The following is a 15,533-nucleotide window of genomic DNA, read 5'->3' as shown; positions in this document are numbered from 1 at the left end:
CGCCCGAGGCTACCGAGTTTTGGGTGCCACGAACGGCGGTGCCACCACTTCGCATTCCAGCGCCCGGCCGCGGACATCGACGGTGACCGTCTGCCCGTCGGCGATCCCGGCCGCGGTGTCGATCAGCGCCAGCGCGATGCCGACTTTCAGGGTCGGCGAGAAGGTGCCGGAGGTGGTGACGCCGATCGGCTCACCGCCGGACTTGTCCCCCGTCGCTTCGCTCGCCCCTGGGCTCAACACGGTCAGGTCGGCCCGCAGCACCCCGCGCCCGAGTGCCTTGAGTCCGCGCAGGGTGCGGCGCGGCCCGGCCTGCTTTTCGGCCAGCAGCGCGTCGCGGCCCCAGAACGCGTCCTTCTTCCAGCCGACCGCCCATCCGGTGCGGGCCTGCACGGGCGAGATGTCCAGCGACAATTCATGGCCGTGCAGCGGGTAGCCCATCTCGGTGCGCAGGGTGTCCCGGGCGCCCAGGCCGGCAGGTTCGCCGCCGGCGGCGCGCACCGCGTCGGCCAGCGCATCCCACACCACGCCGGCACGGTCCCACGGGGGCAGCAACTCATAACCCTGCTCGCCGGTGTATCCGGTGCGGCACACCCGCACGGGCACGCCGACGTACTCGGCGTCGGCGTAGCCCATGTAGTCCATGTCGGTCGGCAGCCCGAGCACGCCCAGCACCTCGGCCGATTTCGGCCCCTGCACCGCCAGCACCGCATACGAGCGATGCTCGTCGGTGATGGTGAGCCCGGCCGGCGCGTGCCGCTGCAGTTCGGCCACCACGGCAGCGGTGTTCGCCGCGTTGGGCACCAGGAAGATCTCGTCGTCGGCAACGTAGTAGGCGATCAGGTCGTCGATCACGCCGCCGGATTCGTTGCAGCACAACGTGTATTGCGCCTTACCCGGACCGATCCTGGTCAGGTCGTTGGTCAGTGCGGAGTTCACGAACGCCGCCGCGCCCGGACCGCGCACCAGCGCCTTGCCCAGGTGGCTGACATCGAACAGTCCGACCGTCGTGCGGGTGGCGGTGTGTTCGGCGACGGTGCCCGCATAGGACACCGGCATCAGCCACCCGCCGAACTCGGCGAAGCTGGCCCCGAGCGCACGGTGGCGGTCCTCCAGCGGACCCTGACGCACTGCGGTGGACTCTTCGGCACTCACAATCCCCCACCCTAGAGGGGATCCCGCTGGCACACTTGCACGGTGGTCGATCTGGACGCGCTGGTGGCGGCGGGAATCCCCGATGCGCATGACCGCGCCCCGCTCATCGAATACCTCGACGGTCTCGGCTTCACCGCCGCCGAGATGGTCGAGGCCCACGCTCGCGGCCGGCTGTTCGGACTGGCCGGTGACGTGCTGCAGTGGTCCGGGCCGCCCACCTACTGCCTGGCCGACGTCGCAGCCGAGATCGGGTTGCCGGTGCCGGATGTGGAGCGTGCCTGGGCCGCGCTGGGACTGACGGTGGCCGGCTGCGACCAGCGCACGCTGAGCGTGGCCGATCTGGAGGCGCTGCGTACCTGGGCCGACCTGCGCCGGGTGGTCGGCGATGTGGAGGCCACCGGATTGTTGCGGGTGGTGGGTGCGGGCACGGCGCGGCTGGCCGAGGCCATCTCGTCGATGAGCCGGGCCGGCTCCCCCGAAATCCAGCTGGAGCACACCCACGACGAACTCACCACCGCGCGGGCCTACCGCGCCGCCGCCGGATTCATCCCCCGCATCGGCGCGATGGTCGACGCCGTGCACCGCCACCACCTGATGAGCGCGCGCCGCTATTTCGAACACGTCATCCGCGATGGCACCGCAAGTGTGGTGTGCGGCATCGGCTTTGCCGACCTGTCAGGTTTCACCGCGCTCACCCAGATGCTCAGCACCGTCGAACTCTCGGCGCTGCTCAACGAATTCGGCGCCACCAGCTCCGATATCGTGCACGCCGCCGGCTGCCGGGTGGTGAAGTTCCTCGGCGACGCGGTCATGTGGGTCGGTTCGGATCCGGACGAGCTCGCACAGGTGGCCATCGACCTGGTCACCAATCCGCGGGCCAGGCAGGCACATCTGCACGTGCGCGCCGGCCTGGACTACGGCGAGGTACTGGCCGTCGGCGGCGACTATTTCGGCAACCCGGTGAATCTGGCGGCCCGGCTGGTCGGCGCCGCCGAGCCGGGCCAGATCCTGCTGTCATCGACGCTGCACGACGCCCTGCCCGAGCGCGCCTTCGCCCCGCCGCGGGCACTGACCCTGAAAGGTTTCGCTGCACCGGTGGCGGCGCATCCGCTGCTTTGTCCCTAGGGTGAACACGTGAGCAGCGCATCCGGATACCAGGCCCCCTCCGTCACCCTCAGCTCGTCCCTGCCCCGCCGGGGTATCGGCGACGCCGTCCTCATCGTCGGCGTCGTGTCCGGCGGCGACGGACCGACGGTGCTGGGCGATCACCTGGGCGCCGCCGCGGTGACGGCGATCGAGGCCGGGCTGGCGGCGCTCGGCGGCACCGGCGGCGAAGGCCAGCAGCATCGCCTGGTGATCGCCGACCTGCCGGTGGCCAGCGTGTTGGCCGTCGGGCTGGGCGAGGATCGCGACGAGTGGCCGGCCGACACCTTGCGCCGCGCGGCCGGCAGCGCGGCCCGCGCGCTGGACAAGGTCGGTTCGGTCGTCACCACCCTGACCGCCCTCGACCTGGCAGCGGTGGTCGAAGGTCTCATCCTCGGCGCGTACCGATTCACCGAGTTCCGCAGCGACAAGACCGCCCCCAAGGACACCGGCCTGGGCAAGATCGTCGCGCTGACGACCGACACCAAAGCGGCGACCAAGGCATCGGCCCAGCGCGCCGTCGACATCGCCTCGGCGGTGGCCACCGCGCGGGATTTCGTCAACACTCCGCCGAGTCACCTGTTCCCCGCCGAATTCGCAAAGCGGGCAAAGGCTTTGGGTGAAGCTGCCGGCCTCACTGTCGAGATTCTCGACGACAAGGCACTGGCCAAGGCCGGCTACGGCGGCATCGTCGGGGTGGGCCAGGGCTCATCGCGACTGCCGCGACTGGTCCGGCTCAGCTACAAGGGTGCCAAGCGGGGCGGCAAGAAGGTCGCGCTGGTCGGCAAGGGCATCACCTTCGACACCGGCGGCATCTCCATCAAGCCCGCCGCCAGCATGCACCACATGACCTCCGACATGGGCGGCGCGGCAGCCGTCATCGCCACCGTCGTGCTCGCCGCCAAGCAGAACCTGCCGATCGACGTCATCGCCACCGTGCCGATGGCCGAGAACATGCCCTCGGGCACGGCCCAGCGCCCCGGCGACGTGCTGACCCAGTACGGCGGGATCACCGTCGAGGTGCTCAACACCGATGCCGAGGGCCGGCTCATCCTGGCCGACGCCATCGTGCGGGCCTGTGAGGACGACCCGGACTACCTGATCGAGACCTCCACCCTGACCGGCGCGCAGACCGTCGCACTGGGCTCCCGAACCCCGGGCGTGATGGGCAGCGACGAGTTCCGCGACCGGGTGGCGACGCTGTCGCAGCAGGCCGGCGAGAACGGCTGGGCCATGCCGCTGCCCGAGGAACTCAAGGACGATCTCAAATCGACGGTGGCCGATCTGGCCAACATCAGCTCCTCCCGGTACGCGGGAATGCTGGTGGCCGGCACCTTCCTACGCGAGTTCGTGGCCGACGGCGTGCAGTGGGCGCACATCGACATCGCGGCGCCGGCTTACAACACCAGCGGACCGTGGGGTTACACCCCCAAGGGCGGCACCGGCGTGCCGACCCGCACCATGTTCGCGGTGCTGGAGGACATCGTCGCGAACGGCTGAACTGCCGGCTCGGCCGGCGGGTTAGAACAGTCGGCTTCTCGCCGCCCGGCGCAGCACGCCCGGCGCGGCCCGGGACAGCCCGTAGGCCAGATGCGCTTCGGTGGTCACGGGCCGGATCGCGGTGTTGGCGCGGACGGCCGCGACGATCGCCCGGGCCACCTTCTCCGGGCCGTAGCGCCGGGCGGCGAAGCCCTTCTTGATCTGTACCCGCCTGGCCTCCACCGCGGCCTGCTTGCCCGCGGGCACGTCGAAGCTGGTGTGCTCGACGATGTCGGTGTCGATGATGCCCGGGCAGATGGTGCTCACCCCGATCCCGGCGGCATCCAGTTCGCCACGCAGACAGTCGGAGAACATGAACACCGCCGCCTTGCTGGTGGCGTAGGCGTTCATGGCGCCGGCCGGCGAGTACGCGGCCATCGAGGCGATGTTCACCACGTGGCCGCCGGTCCCACGGGTCACCATGGGCTGCGCAAAAGCCCTGCAGCAGTTGACCACTCCGCCGAAATTGACGTCCATCACCCGGCCGTACCGGTCGGCGGGGGTGTCCAGGAAATTGCCGCCGTGCCCCACTCCGGCGTTGTTGACGACGATGTCCGGCACGCCGTGTGCGGCGCACACCTGGTCGGCGAAGCGCTCCACCGCAGCCGCGTCGGCGACGTCCAGCGGGTAGGCGTGCGCGATGCCGCCCCGGGCGGCGATCTGTTCCGCGGTCGCCGTGGCCGCGGCTTCGTCGATATCGCTGAGCACCACTTCGGCTCCCTGGGAGGCGAATTCGAGCGCGGTGGCCCGGCCTATGCCGCTGCCGGCACCGGTGACCGAGACCAGGGTGTGTGCGAACGGCGGGCGGGCGCCACCGACCTGCGCCCGGGCCAGCGCCCGGGCGGGCGGTTGCCCCGCGAGGTGGTCGACGAGTTCGCCGACCGCGGTGGCCAGCACCTGCGGATGCGACATCGGCGCCCAGTGCCCGGCGTTGATGTCACGCCGCCACAACCGTGGCACCCAGGCGGCGATGGCATCGAACACGTAGGGCCGGACGAACGGGTCCTTTGTGTTGACGATGAACTGCACCGGCACCCCGACGTGGTGATCGGCGCGCCCAGCCGAGAGACTGCGGAAGTAGTTGGCCGGGTAGACCTTCATGCTGCGCACGGCGTCGCGCACGAAGGTGCGCGAGTGGTGGATCGACTCGGTCGGGATCCCGTCGCGCAGCAGCCGACGGCGCATCGCCCCGCGGCTGAACGCGAACCGGATGGCCGCCGGCGCGAGCACCGGCGTGGAGAACGCGCCCATGTAACTCAGCCGCAGCAGCCCGTCGAGGGCGCGCGCAAAGGACTTCGGCCGATAGGGCTTCTTCAGGGCGTCCATGGCGAACCGGTTCAGGTGGTCGGCGCTGGGCCCGGACACCGAGGTGAATGACGCCACCCGGTCCTGGGCCCCGGGGCGGGCCAGGTACTCCCACACCCCCACCGAGCCCCAGTCATGGGCCAGCACATGCACGGGCCCGCCGGGGCTGACCGCGGCGGCCACCGCGGCGAAGTCGTCGGCGTACCGGTGCATGGTGTACGCCGAGATTTGTTGCGGCGCATCCGATTCGCCGACGCCACGATTGTCGTAGCGGATGATGTGGAAGCGGTCCGCGAGCAGCGGCACCACACCGTCCCACAACACATGCGAATCGGGCCAGCCGTGCACAAGCACCAGGACGGGACCGTCGGGGTTGCCCTCTTCGTGCACCGCGATGGCGGTGCCGTCCGCACTGTGCACGCGGCGCTGCGTCATGGGTGCCTCACTCCTCGAGTTCGCTGCGCAGCGCCCGGTCGCGTTCGATGCGCCGTCGTGCGTCATGGTCGCGCATGCGTTGCGGATAACCCACCTTCTGCACGTCGTAGACCGGGATGTCGAGCTGCCGGCTCAGCCGCCGGGCGCCGGCGTCCCCACCGGTGCGGCGCCGGGTCCACTCGCCGTCGGCGGCCACCAGCACGACGGTGACCTCGGTGACGGTGGTCTTGGGTTCGACGAACGCCTCGACGCCGTGATGGGTGGCCACCCACTGCCGCAGGTACTCCAGATCCCCCGCCGTGCGTGCCTCACCACTCGAGCCACGCCATCTATCGAATAGTCCCACCTGGCGTAACTCCTCTCTTTGTCACCTTCGATGGTGCCAGAGCAGCGAGTACGGACGTCTGCGACGACCTGGCGGAGCGGACGTGACAGGATGGGTTCTGCATCGCATTCCCCCCGTGACGACGACTGTTCGAGGAGTCAAAACCCATGGCCATCTCCGTCCAGATGCCCGCACTCGGTGAGAGCGTTACCGAAGGGACCGTCACGCGGTGGCTCAAACAAGAAGGCGACACCGTCGAGGTCGACGAGCCGCTGCTGGAGGTGTCCACCGACAAGGTCGACACCGAGATCCCGGCGCCGGTCTCCGGTGTGCTCACCAAGATCATCGCCGCTGAGGATGACGTCGTCGAGGTCGGTGGCGACCTCGCGTTGATCGGCGAAGCCGGTGAGTCTTCGGCCCCCGCCCAGGAGCCCGCGGCCGAGGAACCGACCGCAGCGCCCGCCGAAGAGGCCCAGCCGGAACCCGAGCCGGAGCCCACCCCGGAGCCGGAGCCCGCCGCGGCCGCTCCCGCGGCCGACGCAGGCGGCGAGTCGACCTCGGTGACGATGCCCGAACTCGGCGAGAGCGTCACCGAGGGCACCGTCACCCGGTGGCTGAAGAAGGTCGGCGACAGCGTGGCCGTGGACGAGCCGCTGGTCGAGGTGTCCACCGACAAGGTCGACACCGAGATCCCGTCGCCGGTGGCCGGCGTACTGGTGGCCATCACCGCCGAAGAGGACGATGTGGTGGCCGTCGGTGGTGAACTGGCCAAGATCGGCGCCGAGGGATCGGCACCCGCGGCCGCCCCGAAACCCGAACCCAAGGCAGAGCCGAAGCCCGAACCCAAGCCGGAACCCAAGCCCGAGCCGGCCGCCGCCACCCCACCGCCCGTACCGTCGCCGCCGCCGCCGGCGACCCCGGAACCCAAGCCCGAACCCGCGTCGGCTCCGGCCACGGACGGCGACGGCAGCCCGTACGTCACTCCCCTGGTGCGAAAGCTGGCCGCGGAGAACGGTGTTGACCTGGCAGCCGTGAAGGGCACCGGCGTCGGTGGCCGGATCCGCAAGCAGGATGTGCTGGCGGCAGCCGAAGCGAAGAAGGCCCCACCGGCCGCACCGGCGCCCGCCGCGGCCGCAGCCCCGGCCAAGCCCGCGGCCGCCGCTGCCCCGGCGCCCGCGCTCGCGCATCTGCGCGGCACCACGCAGAAGGCCAACCGGATCCGCCAGATCACCGCGAAGAAGACTCGCGAGAGCCTGCAGACCACCGCCCAGCTGACCCAGACCCACGAGGTCGACCTGACCAAGATCGTCGCGCTGCGCGCCAGGGCCAAGAAGAGCTTCGCCGAACGCGAAGGTGTGAACCTGACGTTCCTGCCGTTCTTCGCCGTCGCCGTCGTCGACGCGCTCAAGGCGCACCCGAACGTCAACGCCAGCTACAACGAGGACAGCAAGGAGATCACCTACTACGACGCCGAGCATCTCGGTTTCGCGGTGGACACCGAGCAGGGTCTGCTCTCGCCCGTCGTGCACAACGCCGGTGACCTGTCGCTGGCCGGGCTGGCGCGGGCCATCGCCGATATCGCGGGGCGGGCCCGGTCGGGCAACCTCAAGCCCGACGAGCTGTCCGGTGGCACCTTCACCATCACCAATATCGGCAGCCAGGGCGCCCTGTTCGACACCCCGATCCTGGTACCGCCGCAGGCGGCGATGCTGGGCACCGGGGCCATCGTCAAGCGCCCGCGCGTTGTGGTCGACGAGAACGGCAACGAGTCGATCGGTGTGCGCTCCGTCGCGTACCTGCCACTGACCTATGACCATCGCCTCATCGACGGTGCCGACGCCGGCCGTTTCCTCACCACCATCAAGCGGCGGCTCGAAGAAGGTGCGTTCGAGGCCGACCTGGGGTTGTAATGCCGTTCCAGGCACCCGGCGTGATCGCGATCGCCGGGTCATCGGGGCTGATCGGGTCCGCACTGATCACGGCGTTGCGCGCCACCGATCATCGGGTCATCCGGATCGTGCGGCGGGCGCCCGGTAACGCCGACGAGCTGTTCTGGAATCCGGCCACCGGCGACTTCGACGTCGACGCCCTGGCCGGGGTGGACGCCGTGGTGAACCTCTGCGGTGTCAACGTCGGCTCGCGGCGCTGGTCCGGTTCGTTCAAACAGAGCCTGCGCGACAGCCGGATCGGTCCCACCGAGGTGCTCGCCGGGGCCGCCGCCGACGCCGCCGTGCCCGTTCTGGTCAATGCGAGCGCGGTGGGTTTCTACGGCGACACCCGCAACAAGGTCGCCGACGAGACCGCGCCGCAGGGACAGGGTTTCCTGGCCCAGTTGTGCGCGGACTGGGAAGCGGCCACCGAGCCCGCCGCCGAGAGCGGGACCCGGGTGGTGCTGGCCCGCACCGGCCTGGTGCTGGCACCCTCCGGTGGCGCGCTGGGCCGCCTGCGGCCGCTGTTCGGCCTGGGCCTGGGTGCCCGGCTCGGCAACGGCCGCCAGTACTTTCCCTGGATCACCCTGGAAGACCAGGTCCGCGCGCTGCTGTTCGCCATCGGGCATGACGAGTTGTCCGGGCCGGTCAACTTCACCGGGCCTGCGCCGGTCACCAACGGGGCGTTCACGACGGCACTGGGCCGCGCACTCAACCGGCCCACGCCGATGATCGTGCCGGGCTTCGCGCTGCGCGCGGTGCTCGGCGAGTTCGCCGACGAGGGCCTGCTGTTCGGGCAGCGCGCCATCCCGGCCGCGCTGGAACGGGCGGGTTTCGTGTTTCACCACAACACCGTCGGCGAGGCGCTGGCCTACGCGACCAGCGCCGCCCCGGCCGGGTAGCTTGGCTGCATGACCTCCATCCGGTCGTCGACCGCCCCCCTTGAGGTCCGGCTGCTGGGCACCGTCGACTACGCCGACGCGTGGGCGTTGCAGCGCGAGATCGCCGACGCTCGCGTCGCCGGTGGACCCGACACCCTGTTGCTGCTGGAACACCCTGCCGTCTACACCGCAGGCAAGCGGACGCTGCCGCAGGAGCGTCCCACTGACGGAACCCCGGTGATCGACACCGATCGCGGCGGCAAGATCACCTGGCACGGGCCGGGCCAGCTGGTCGGTTATCCGATCATCGGGCTGACCGAACCGCTGGATGTGGTGAATTTCGTTCGCCGCCTTGAGGAAGCGCTCATCACGGTATGCGCCGGCCTCGGCGTCCGGACCGGACGGGTGGACGGACGGTCTGGGGTCTGGGTGCCCGGCGCCCCCGCCCGCAAGGTCGGCGCCATCGGCATCCGGGTGGCCCGCGCGGTGACCCTGCACGGGTTCGCGCTGAACTGCGACTGCGACCTCGGCGCGTTCGGCGGCATCATCCCCTGCGGTATCGCCGATGCCGGCGTCACTTCGCTGACGGCAGAGCTCGGCCGCCGGGTGGCTGTGAACGATGTCACCGGGGCCGTCAGCGACGCCGTCGCCGCCGCGCTGGACGGGCAGCTGGACGTAGCATTGAGCGCGTGAGTATTGCTCCTGAAGGCCGGAAGTTGCTTCGACTCGAGGTGCGCAACGCCGAGACACCGATCGAGCGCAAACCGCCGTGGATCAAGACCCGGCTGCGCACCGGCCCGGAATACACCGAACTGAAGAGCCTGGTCCGCCGTGAGGGATTGCACACGGTGTGCGAGGAAGCCGGCTGCCCCAACATCTACGAATGCTGGGAGGACCGCGAGGCCACCTTCCTCATCGGCGGCGAGCAGTGCACCCGGCGCTGCGACTTCTGCCAGATCGACACCGGTAAGCCCGCCGAACTGGACCGCGACGAACCACGCCGGGTGGCCGAGAGCGTGCAGGCGATGGGGCTGCGGTACTCCACGGTCACCGGGGTGGCGCGCGACGACCTGCCCGACGGTGGCGCCTGGCTCTACGCCGAGACGGTCCGCCAGATCCACGCGCTGAACCCGAACACCGGCGTCGAGCTGCTGGCGCCGGACTTCAACGCCGTCCCGGAACAACTCGAAGAGGTCTTCGAGTCCCGTCCGGAAGTGTTCGCGCACAACGTCGAAACGGTGCCGCGGATCTTCAAGCGGATCCGGCCCGCGTTCCGCTACCAGCGCAGCCTCGACGTCATCACCGCCGCCCGCAACTTCGGCCTGGTGACCAAGAGCAACCTGATCCTCGGCATGGGTGAGACCACCGACGAGGTGCGTACCGCGTTGGCCGATCTGCACGGGGCCGGGTGCGACATCGTCACCATCACCCAGTACCTGCGCCCCTCGCCCCGGCACCACCCGGTGGACCGCTGGGTGCACCCCGACGAATTCGTCGAACTGTCGACCTTCGCCGAGGGCCTTGGCTTCGCCGGCGTCCTGGCCGGACCACTGGTCCGGTCCTCGTATCGGGCCGGCCGGCTCTATCAGCAGGCGGCGCGCGTGCGCCCGCCGGTGTCCTGAGCCGTATCCTCACCTCTATGGCGAAATCACGTAACCCCGCCGCCGACAAGGCCGCGAAGGCCGAGGCCAAGGCTGCCCGTAAGGCTGCGTCCAAGCAACGTCGCGGTCAGCTGTGGCAGGCGTTCCAGATGCAGCGCAAAGAGGACAAGCGGCTGCTGCCGTACATGGTCGGCGCGTTCGTCCTGATCGTGGCGGCCTCGGTGGCGCTGGGCCTGTTCGCCGGCGGTTTCACCGCCTACATGCTGATCCCGCTGGGGATCGTGCTCGGCGCGCTGGTGGCGTTCATCATCTTCGGGCGCCGCGCGCAGAAATCCGTGTATCGCAAGGCCGAGGGCCAGACCGGCGCGGCGGCCTGGGCGCTGGACAACATGCGCGGCAAGTGGCGGGTCACCCCCGGCGTGGCCGCGACCGGGAACTTCGACGCCGTGCACCGGGTGATCGGCCGTCCCGGCGTCATCTTCGTCGGTGAGGGCTCGCCGACCCGGGTGAAACCGCTGCTGGCTCAGGAGAAGAAACGCACCGCCCGCCTGGTCGGCGAGGTGCCGATCTACGACATCGTGGTCGGCAACGGGGACGGCGAGATTCCGCTGTCCAAGCTGGAACGGCATCTGATGAAGCTGCCCGCCAACATCACCGTCAAGCAGATGGACTCGCTGGAGTCCAAGCTGGTCGCCCTTGGCAGCAAGGTCGGTCCGGCCGCTATGCCGAAGGGTCCGCTGCCCAACGCCGGGAAGATGAAGGGCATGCAGCGGACGGTTCGCCGGAAATAGCGCTCATCGCGGCAATCTGCTCTTCGCGCAAGCGCTCATCGCGGCAATCTGCTCTTCGCGCAAGCGCTCATCGCCGCACCACCGCGGTGGCCGTCGCCCTGTCCTGCAGCCCGCGCAGATCGGAATCGGTGAACAGCGGCGGGACCACCAGCGCGATGAACAGGCCCCGGCCCACGGCGCGGCCCAGGCCGACGTGCTGACGATTGTCGGCCGGCACCACCATCAACCCCAGCGCCAGCTGCCCCGGGGTGAAACCGAACAGCCGCACCGACAGCACGCCGAGCACGAACCACACCCCGAGCACCGCCGTCGACAGCGAGTTCATCGAGATCCAGCCGAAGGTCATGGCGAGGGCGGCCAGGCCGTAGCCGATCAGCCAGTCGATCAGCAGCGCGGCGGACCGCCTGCCGAACCGGGCGATGGATCCCGACCCGTGCTCCGGCATGCCGAGCCGTTGCCCGGGATAGTCGCCGGATTCATAGCCTGGTTCCGGTCCGGACAGCCAGGACGCGATTTCGCGGGCCATGCGCTCAGCATAGAGCGCGGTCGATTGCGTAACTTCGGCGCAACATATGGTTGACCGCGGTGCAACATCGAATCCCTAGCGTCACCGGCGGGTAACGAGTCAAAGGAGATTTTTCAGTGGCAGAAAAGACATCGGACGACCTCTTCAAGCTGATCAAGGATGAGAACGTCGAGTACGTCGACATCCGGTTCTGCGATCTGCCTGGGGTTGTCCAGCACTTCTCGATCCCGGCTTCGGCCTTCGACGAGAGCGTGTTCGAGGACGGTTTGGCGTTCGACGGATCGTCGGTCCGCGGTTTCCAGTCGATCCACGAGTCCGACATGATGCTGCTGCCGGATCCCGACACCGCCCGCATCGATCCTTTCCGCAAGGCCAAGACGCTCAACCTGCAGTTCTTCGTGCACGACCCGTTCACCCGCGAGGCCTACTCCCGCGATCCGCGTAACGTCGCGCGCAAGGCCGAGAACTACCTGGCCAGCACGGGCATCGCCGACACGGCGTACTTCGGCGCCGAGGCCGAGTTCTACATCTTCGACTCGGTGTCCTTCGACTCCAAGATCAACGGCACCTTCTACGAGGTCGACTCCGAGTCGGGCTGGTGGAACACCGGTGAGCCCTTCGAGAACGACGGATCCCCCAACCTCGGCTACAAGGTCCGCCCCAAGGGCGGCTACTTCCCCGTCGCGCCGTACGACCACTATGTGGATCTGCGCGACGAGATGGCCACCAACCTGCAGAACGCCGGCTTCACGCTGGAGCGCGGCCACCACGAGGTGGGCACCGCCGGTCAGGCCGAGATCAACTACAAGTTCAACACCCTGCTGGCCGCGGCCGACGATGTGCTGCTGTTCAAGTACATCATCAAGAACACCGCCTGGGCCGCGGGCAAGACCGTCACCTTCATGCCCAAGCCGCTGTTCGGTGACAACGGTTCCGGCATGCACGCCCACCAGTCGTTGTGGAAGGACGGCAAGCCGCTGTTCCACGACGAGTCCGGCTACGCGGGCCTGTCCGATATCGCCCGCCACTACATCGGCGGCATCCTGCACCACGCGCCGTCGCTGCTGGCGTTCACCAACCCGACGACGAACTCGTACAAGCGTCTGGTGCCGGGCTACGAGGCCCCGATCAACCTGGTGTACAGCCAGCGCAACCGCTCGGCCTGCGTGCGTATCCCGATCACCGGCAACAACCCGAAGGCCAAGCGCCTGGAGTTCCGTTGCCCGGACAGCTCGGGTAACCCGTACCTGGCGTTCTCGGCGATGCTGATGGCCGGCATCGACGGCATCAAGAAGAAGATCGAGCCGCAGGCCCCGGTCGACAAGGACCTCTACGAGCTGCCGCCAGACGAGGCCGCCAACATCCCGCAGGCGCCCACCTCGCTGGCTGCGGTGATCGACAAGCTCGAGCAGGATCACGACTACCTCACCGAGGGCGGCGTGTTCACCGAGGACCTGATCGAGACCTACATCTCGTACAAGCGGGAGAACGAGATCCTGCCGGTGCAGATCCGTCCGCACCCGTACGAGTTCTCGCTCTACTACGACGTGTAACTGGGCTAGCCCCCTGACCTGCGGATAAGCGGGTCAGAGGGCAAACCGTCCGCAGTACCCAACGAGTCCATCCGCTCGGCGATCACAGCGCTTGCCGAACGGGTGGACTCGTCTGCGTCTGGGCACGCGGCGTCAGACTCCCGCCGTCCCGTCCACACGTTCACGGATCAGGTCGGCATGCCCGCAATGACGGGCGTACTCGGCGATCATGTGGGTGTAAATCCAGCGCAGACTCACCTCGCTGCCCATGAACTCGCTGGTGTCATCAAGCCCACGGGCAGCGCAATTCGCGCGCGCAGCCAGGATCTCGTCCTGCCAGATTCGCGCTGCCGCACCGTACGACGACTGTGCCGATACCTCGAACCCCCCGTCGTGACCTTCAGGTTGATCCCGAGACCCGAAAATCGGTGGCGCCACCTCCCCGGCAAGCACCCGACGAAACCAATTCCGTTCCACCTCCGCCGCGTGCTGTACCAGCCCGAGCAACGTCAAGCTCGACGGCGGCGCCGAGGCAACCCGCAACTGTTCCTCGTCGAGTCCCTCGCACTTCAACGCCAACGTCACCCGATAGAAGTCCAGCCAGCCCTCCAGCGTCGTGCGCTCATCGGCGTTCATTGGCGGCATCGGCCGCTCCATCGAAGTCACGCTCACCGATGCTGCCATCCCACCCCGACATCACCCGCCGGAGCGACCCCGGAATGTGCCGTCAAACCTGGGCTACCTCACGCTCGGTGCGCCAGTAGGGTCTCACCTATGAATAGCCTGAATACCCGCTTGGAAGCATTGACGCCGACGGTGCTGAGCCTGGTCCGCGCCGTGTTCGGTTTCCTGTTCACACTGTTCGGCACGTCCATTCTCTTCGACTGGCCCATCGCGATGGCGGTCCCGGCCGGGACCTGGCCGGGCTGGTACGCCGGTCTCATCGAGTTCGTCGGCGGGCTGCTCATCATGACCGGACTGTTCACCCGGATCGCGGCCTTCATCTGCTCCGGCGCGATGGCCGTCGCCTATTTCTGGCAGCACCAGCCGCTGGGGCTCTGGCCGATCGTCGATCCCCAGTACGGCGGCAACGGCGGCCTGCCCTCGATCGCCTTCTGTTTCGTCTTCTTCCTGCTGGTGTTCACCGGCGGCGGGCGGTACTCGCTCGACGCGTGGCGCAGCCGCACACCCCAGCCGTAGAGCGAAACGGACCGTAGTCCTATTATGGTCGGCATGTCATCCACCCAGATCGAACTCAAACTGACTGCCTTCGCTCCGACCGTGCTTTCTGTCTTCCGGATCGTCTTCGGCCTGCTGCTCACCATTCACGGCACGTCGAAGCTGTTCGCTTGGCCCATCGCGGCCGGTGCCGGTGGCGCGGTCCCCGTCGGGACCTGGCCGTTCTGGTACGCCGGTGTCCTCGAATTGGTGCTCGGTCTGCTGCTGATCGCGGGGCTGTTCACTCGCGCGGCCGCCTTCGTCGCCTCCGGCGAGATGGCGTTCGCCTACTTCACCCAGCATCAGCCGACGGGGCTGTGGCCCATCGAGAACGGTGGCGAGCTCGCCGTCCTCAACTGCTTCGGCTTCTTCCTGCTGGTGTTCCTCGGCGGCGGGTCGCTCGCCGTGGACGCCGTCCGCAAGCGCCGGAGCTGACCCTCAGCCGGCTTCCCGGGCCCAGGCCGGCGTCACGAAGATGCCTTCGGCCTCCACCGTGACCCCCTCGGCGTCCAGGATCTGGCCCCGCGCAAAGGCTTTGACCCCCTCGATGCGGTCGATCCAGGCTTCGGCACGCAGCGGGCCGAGCGGGGTGCCGCGCAGGTATCTCAGGGTCAGGGTGCCGGTGAACCGCGGCTTGACCAGTCCCTCACTGGCGGCCTCGCCGAGCAGGTGGTCGAGCACCAGCGCGCAGATCCCGCCGTGCACCCGATTCGGCGGGCCCTCGTAGGCGGCGCCGAGCGTGAACTCCGTCGCGCACCGGCCGGTGTCGGTGTGGTGGATCGACAGCGGCGGAGCGATGGCATTGCGCAGTCCGATCGCCGGGTCGGCCCACGCCACCGGGCGGCCGGTGACCGCGTGCCGCAAGGTGCGCGGCCCGTCGTGCCGGCGCTGTTCCAGCGTCTCGGCGACGGCCTCGATGGTCGATGCCGCCGCCCGGATCGTGTCGTCGTCGACCCCGGTGCGGATGCCCGCATCGACGAGTCGGCGCACCGCCGCGGTCAGCGGTCCGTACAGCTCTTGCAGCCGGTCGTGCTCATCGGCACTGATCACCTCGAACGGAACGCTCATCCACTGGTTCTATCAGCCTGCCTAACCAATCCTTCGACCAGGCGTCCGCAATCCCGAAATCGATTACCGCGCTACCCACTCCGGGCGCA

16 protein-coding genes are annotated in these 15,533 nt (G+C 68.9%); 10 read left to right on the top strand and 6 right to left on the bottom strand.

Annotated features, from left to right (window positions below):
- Positions 1-9 precede the first annotated feature (9 nt).
- A complete protein-coding gene (gene gcvT, locus ACXPWS_RS12330; protein ID WP_458712699.1) occupies positions 10-1,152 on the bottom strand; it encodes a glycine cleavage system aminomethyltransferase GcvT in 1,143 nt (380 codons plus the stop codon).
- Positions 1,153-1,194: 42 nt separating this feature from the next.
- On the opposite strand from gcvT, the gene ACXPWS_RS12325 reads away from it, so the two are divergent.
- Together ACXPWS_RS12325 and ACXPWS_RS12320 are read left to right on the top strand one after the other, a co-directional pair.
- Positions 1,195-2,277 (top strand): adenylate/guanylate cyclase domain-containing protein, encoded by a 1,083-nt coding sequence (locus ACXPWS_RS12325; protein ID WP_458712698.1) that lies wholly within the window; start codon positions 1,195-1,197, stop codon positions 2,275-2,277.
- 9 nt (positions 2,278-2,286) lie between these two features.
- A complete protein-coding gene (locus ACXPWS_RS12320) occupies positions 2,287-3,795 on the top strand; it encodes a leucyl aminopeptidase (RefSeq protein ID WP_458712697.1) in 1,509 nt (502 codons plus the stop codon).
- A gap of 21 nt (positions 3,796-3,816) precedes the next feature.
- On the opposite strand, the gene ACXPWS_RS12315 is transcribed toward ACXPWS_RS12320, so the two are convergent.
- Complete coding sequence (locus tag ACXPWS_RS12315; protein WP_458712696.1) at positions 3,817-5,574, bottom strand: SDR family oxidoreductase; 1,758 nt, start codon at positions 5,572-5,574, stop codon at positions 3,817-3,819.
- A gap of 7 nt (positions 5,575-5,581) precedes the next feature.
- A complete protein-coding gene (locus ACXPWS_RS12310) occupies positions 5,582-5,920 on the bottom strand; it encodes an oxidoreductase (protein ID WP_458712695.1) in 339 nt (112 codons plus the stop codon).
- A 146-nt stretch (positions 5,921-6,066) separates the two neighbouring features.
- On the opposite strand from ACXPWS_RS12310, the gene sucB reads away from it, so the two are divergent.
- The 5 genes from sucB to ACXPWS_RS12285 are packed head-to-tail and all read left to right on the top strand — an operon-like array spanning position 6,067 to position 11,100.
- Positions 6,067-7,809, top strand: a complete 1,743-nt coding sequence (sucB, locus tag ACXPWS_RS12305; protein WP_458712694.1) for a 2-oxoglutarate dehydrogenase, E2 component, dihydrolipoamide succinyltransferase — start codon at positions 6,067-6,069, stop codon at positions 7,807-7,809.
- Positions 7,809-8,729, top strand: coding sequence for a TIGR01777 family oxidoreductase (locus tag ACXPWS_RS12300; protein WP_458712693.1), 921 nt, complete (start codon positions 7,809-7,811; stop codon positions 8,727-8,729). The genes sucB and ACXPWS_RS12300 overlap by 1 nt, the downstream gene beginning before the upstream one ends.
- A gap of 9 nt (positions 8,730-8,738) precedes the next feature.
- Entirely contained in the window at positions 8,739-9,401 is a 663-nt protein-coding gene (lipB, locus tag ACXPWS_RS12295) for a lipoyl(octanoyl) transferase LipB (protein WP_458712692.1), read from the top strand.
- Entirely contained in the window at positions 9,398-10,330 is a 933-nt protein-coding gene (lipA, locus tag ACXPWS_RS12290) for a lipoyl synthase (RefSeq protein WP_458712691.1), read from the top strand. The genes lipB and lipA overlap by 4 nt, the downstream gene beginning before the upstream one ends.
- 17 nt (positions 10,331-10,347) lie before the next feature.
- A complete protein-coding gene (locus ACXPWS_RS12285; protein ID WP_458712690.1) occupies positions 10,348-11,100 on the top strand; it encodes a DUF4191 domain-containing protein in 753 nt (250 codons plus the stop codon).
- Positions 11,101-11,167: 67 nt separating this feature from the next.
- On the opposite strand, the gene ACXPWS_RS12280 is transcribed toward ACXPWS_RS12285, so the two are convergent.
- Entirely contained in the window at positions 11,168-11,626 is a 459-nt protein-coding gene (locus ACXPWS_RS12280) for an RDD family protein (protein WP_458712689.1), read from the bottom strand.
- Positions 11,627-11,742: 116 nt separating this feature from the next.
- Between ACXPWS_RS12280 and glnA the strand changes: the two genes are divergently transcribed.
- Positions 11,743-13,179, top strand: coding sequence for a type I glutamate--ammonia ligase (glnA, locus tag ACXPWS_RS12275; RefSeq protein ID WP_458712688.1), 1,437 nt, complete (start codon positions 11,743-11,745; stop codon positions 13,177-13,179).
- Positions 13,180-13,311: 132 nt separating this feature from the next.
- On the opposite strand, the gene ACXPWS_RS12270 is transcribed toward glnA, so the two are convergent.
- A complete protein-coding gene (locus ACXPWS_RS12270; protein ID WP_458713507.1) occupies positions 13,312-13,794 on the bottom strand; it encodes a DinB family protein in 483 nt (160 codons plus the stop codon).
- Positions 13,795-13,932: 138 nt separating this feature from the next.
- Here ACXPWS_RS12270 and ACXPWS_RS12265 point away from each other — a divergent pair, with 138 nt between their 5' ends.
- Together ACXPWS_RS12265 and ACXPWS_RS12260 are read left to right on the top strand one after the other, a co-directional pair.
- Positions 13,933-14,358, top strand: a complete 426-nt coding sequence (locus ACXPWS_RS12265; protein WP_458712687.1) for a DoxX family protein — start codon at positions 13,933-13,935, stop codon at positions 14,356-14,358.
- Between the two features lie 33 nt (positions 14,359-14,391).
- On the top strand, positions 14,392-14,811 hold the full coding sequence (locus ACXPWS_RS12260; protein ID WP_458712686.1) for a DoxX family protein: 420 nt from the start codon (positions 14,392-14,394) through the stop codon (positions 14,809-14,811).
- A gap of 3 nt (positions 14,812-14,814) precedes the next feature.
- Here the strand turns inward: ACXPWS_RS12260 and ACXPWS_RS12255 are convergent, their stop codons facing one another.
- Positions 14,815-15,444 carry a PaaI family thioesterase gene (locus ACXPWS_RS12255; RefSeq protein ID WP_458712685.1) on the bottom strand — a complete coding sequence of 210 codons (630 nt, stop codon included), beginning with the start codon at positions 15,442-15,444 and terminating at the stop codon, positions 14,815-14,817.
- Positions 15,445-15,533 lie beyond the last annotated feature (89 nt).

The organism is Mycobacterium sp. BMJ-28 (assembly GCF_054404835.1).
Note: the sequence above shows the minus strand (reverse complement) of the source record. Positions and strands in the feature narration are given on the sequence as shown.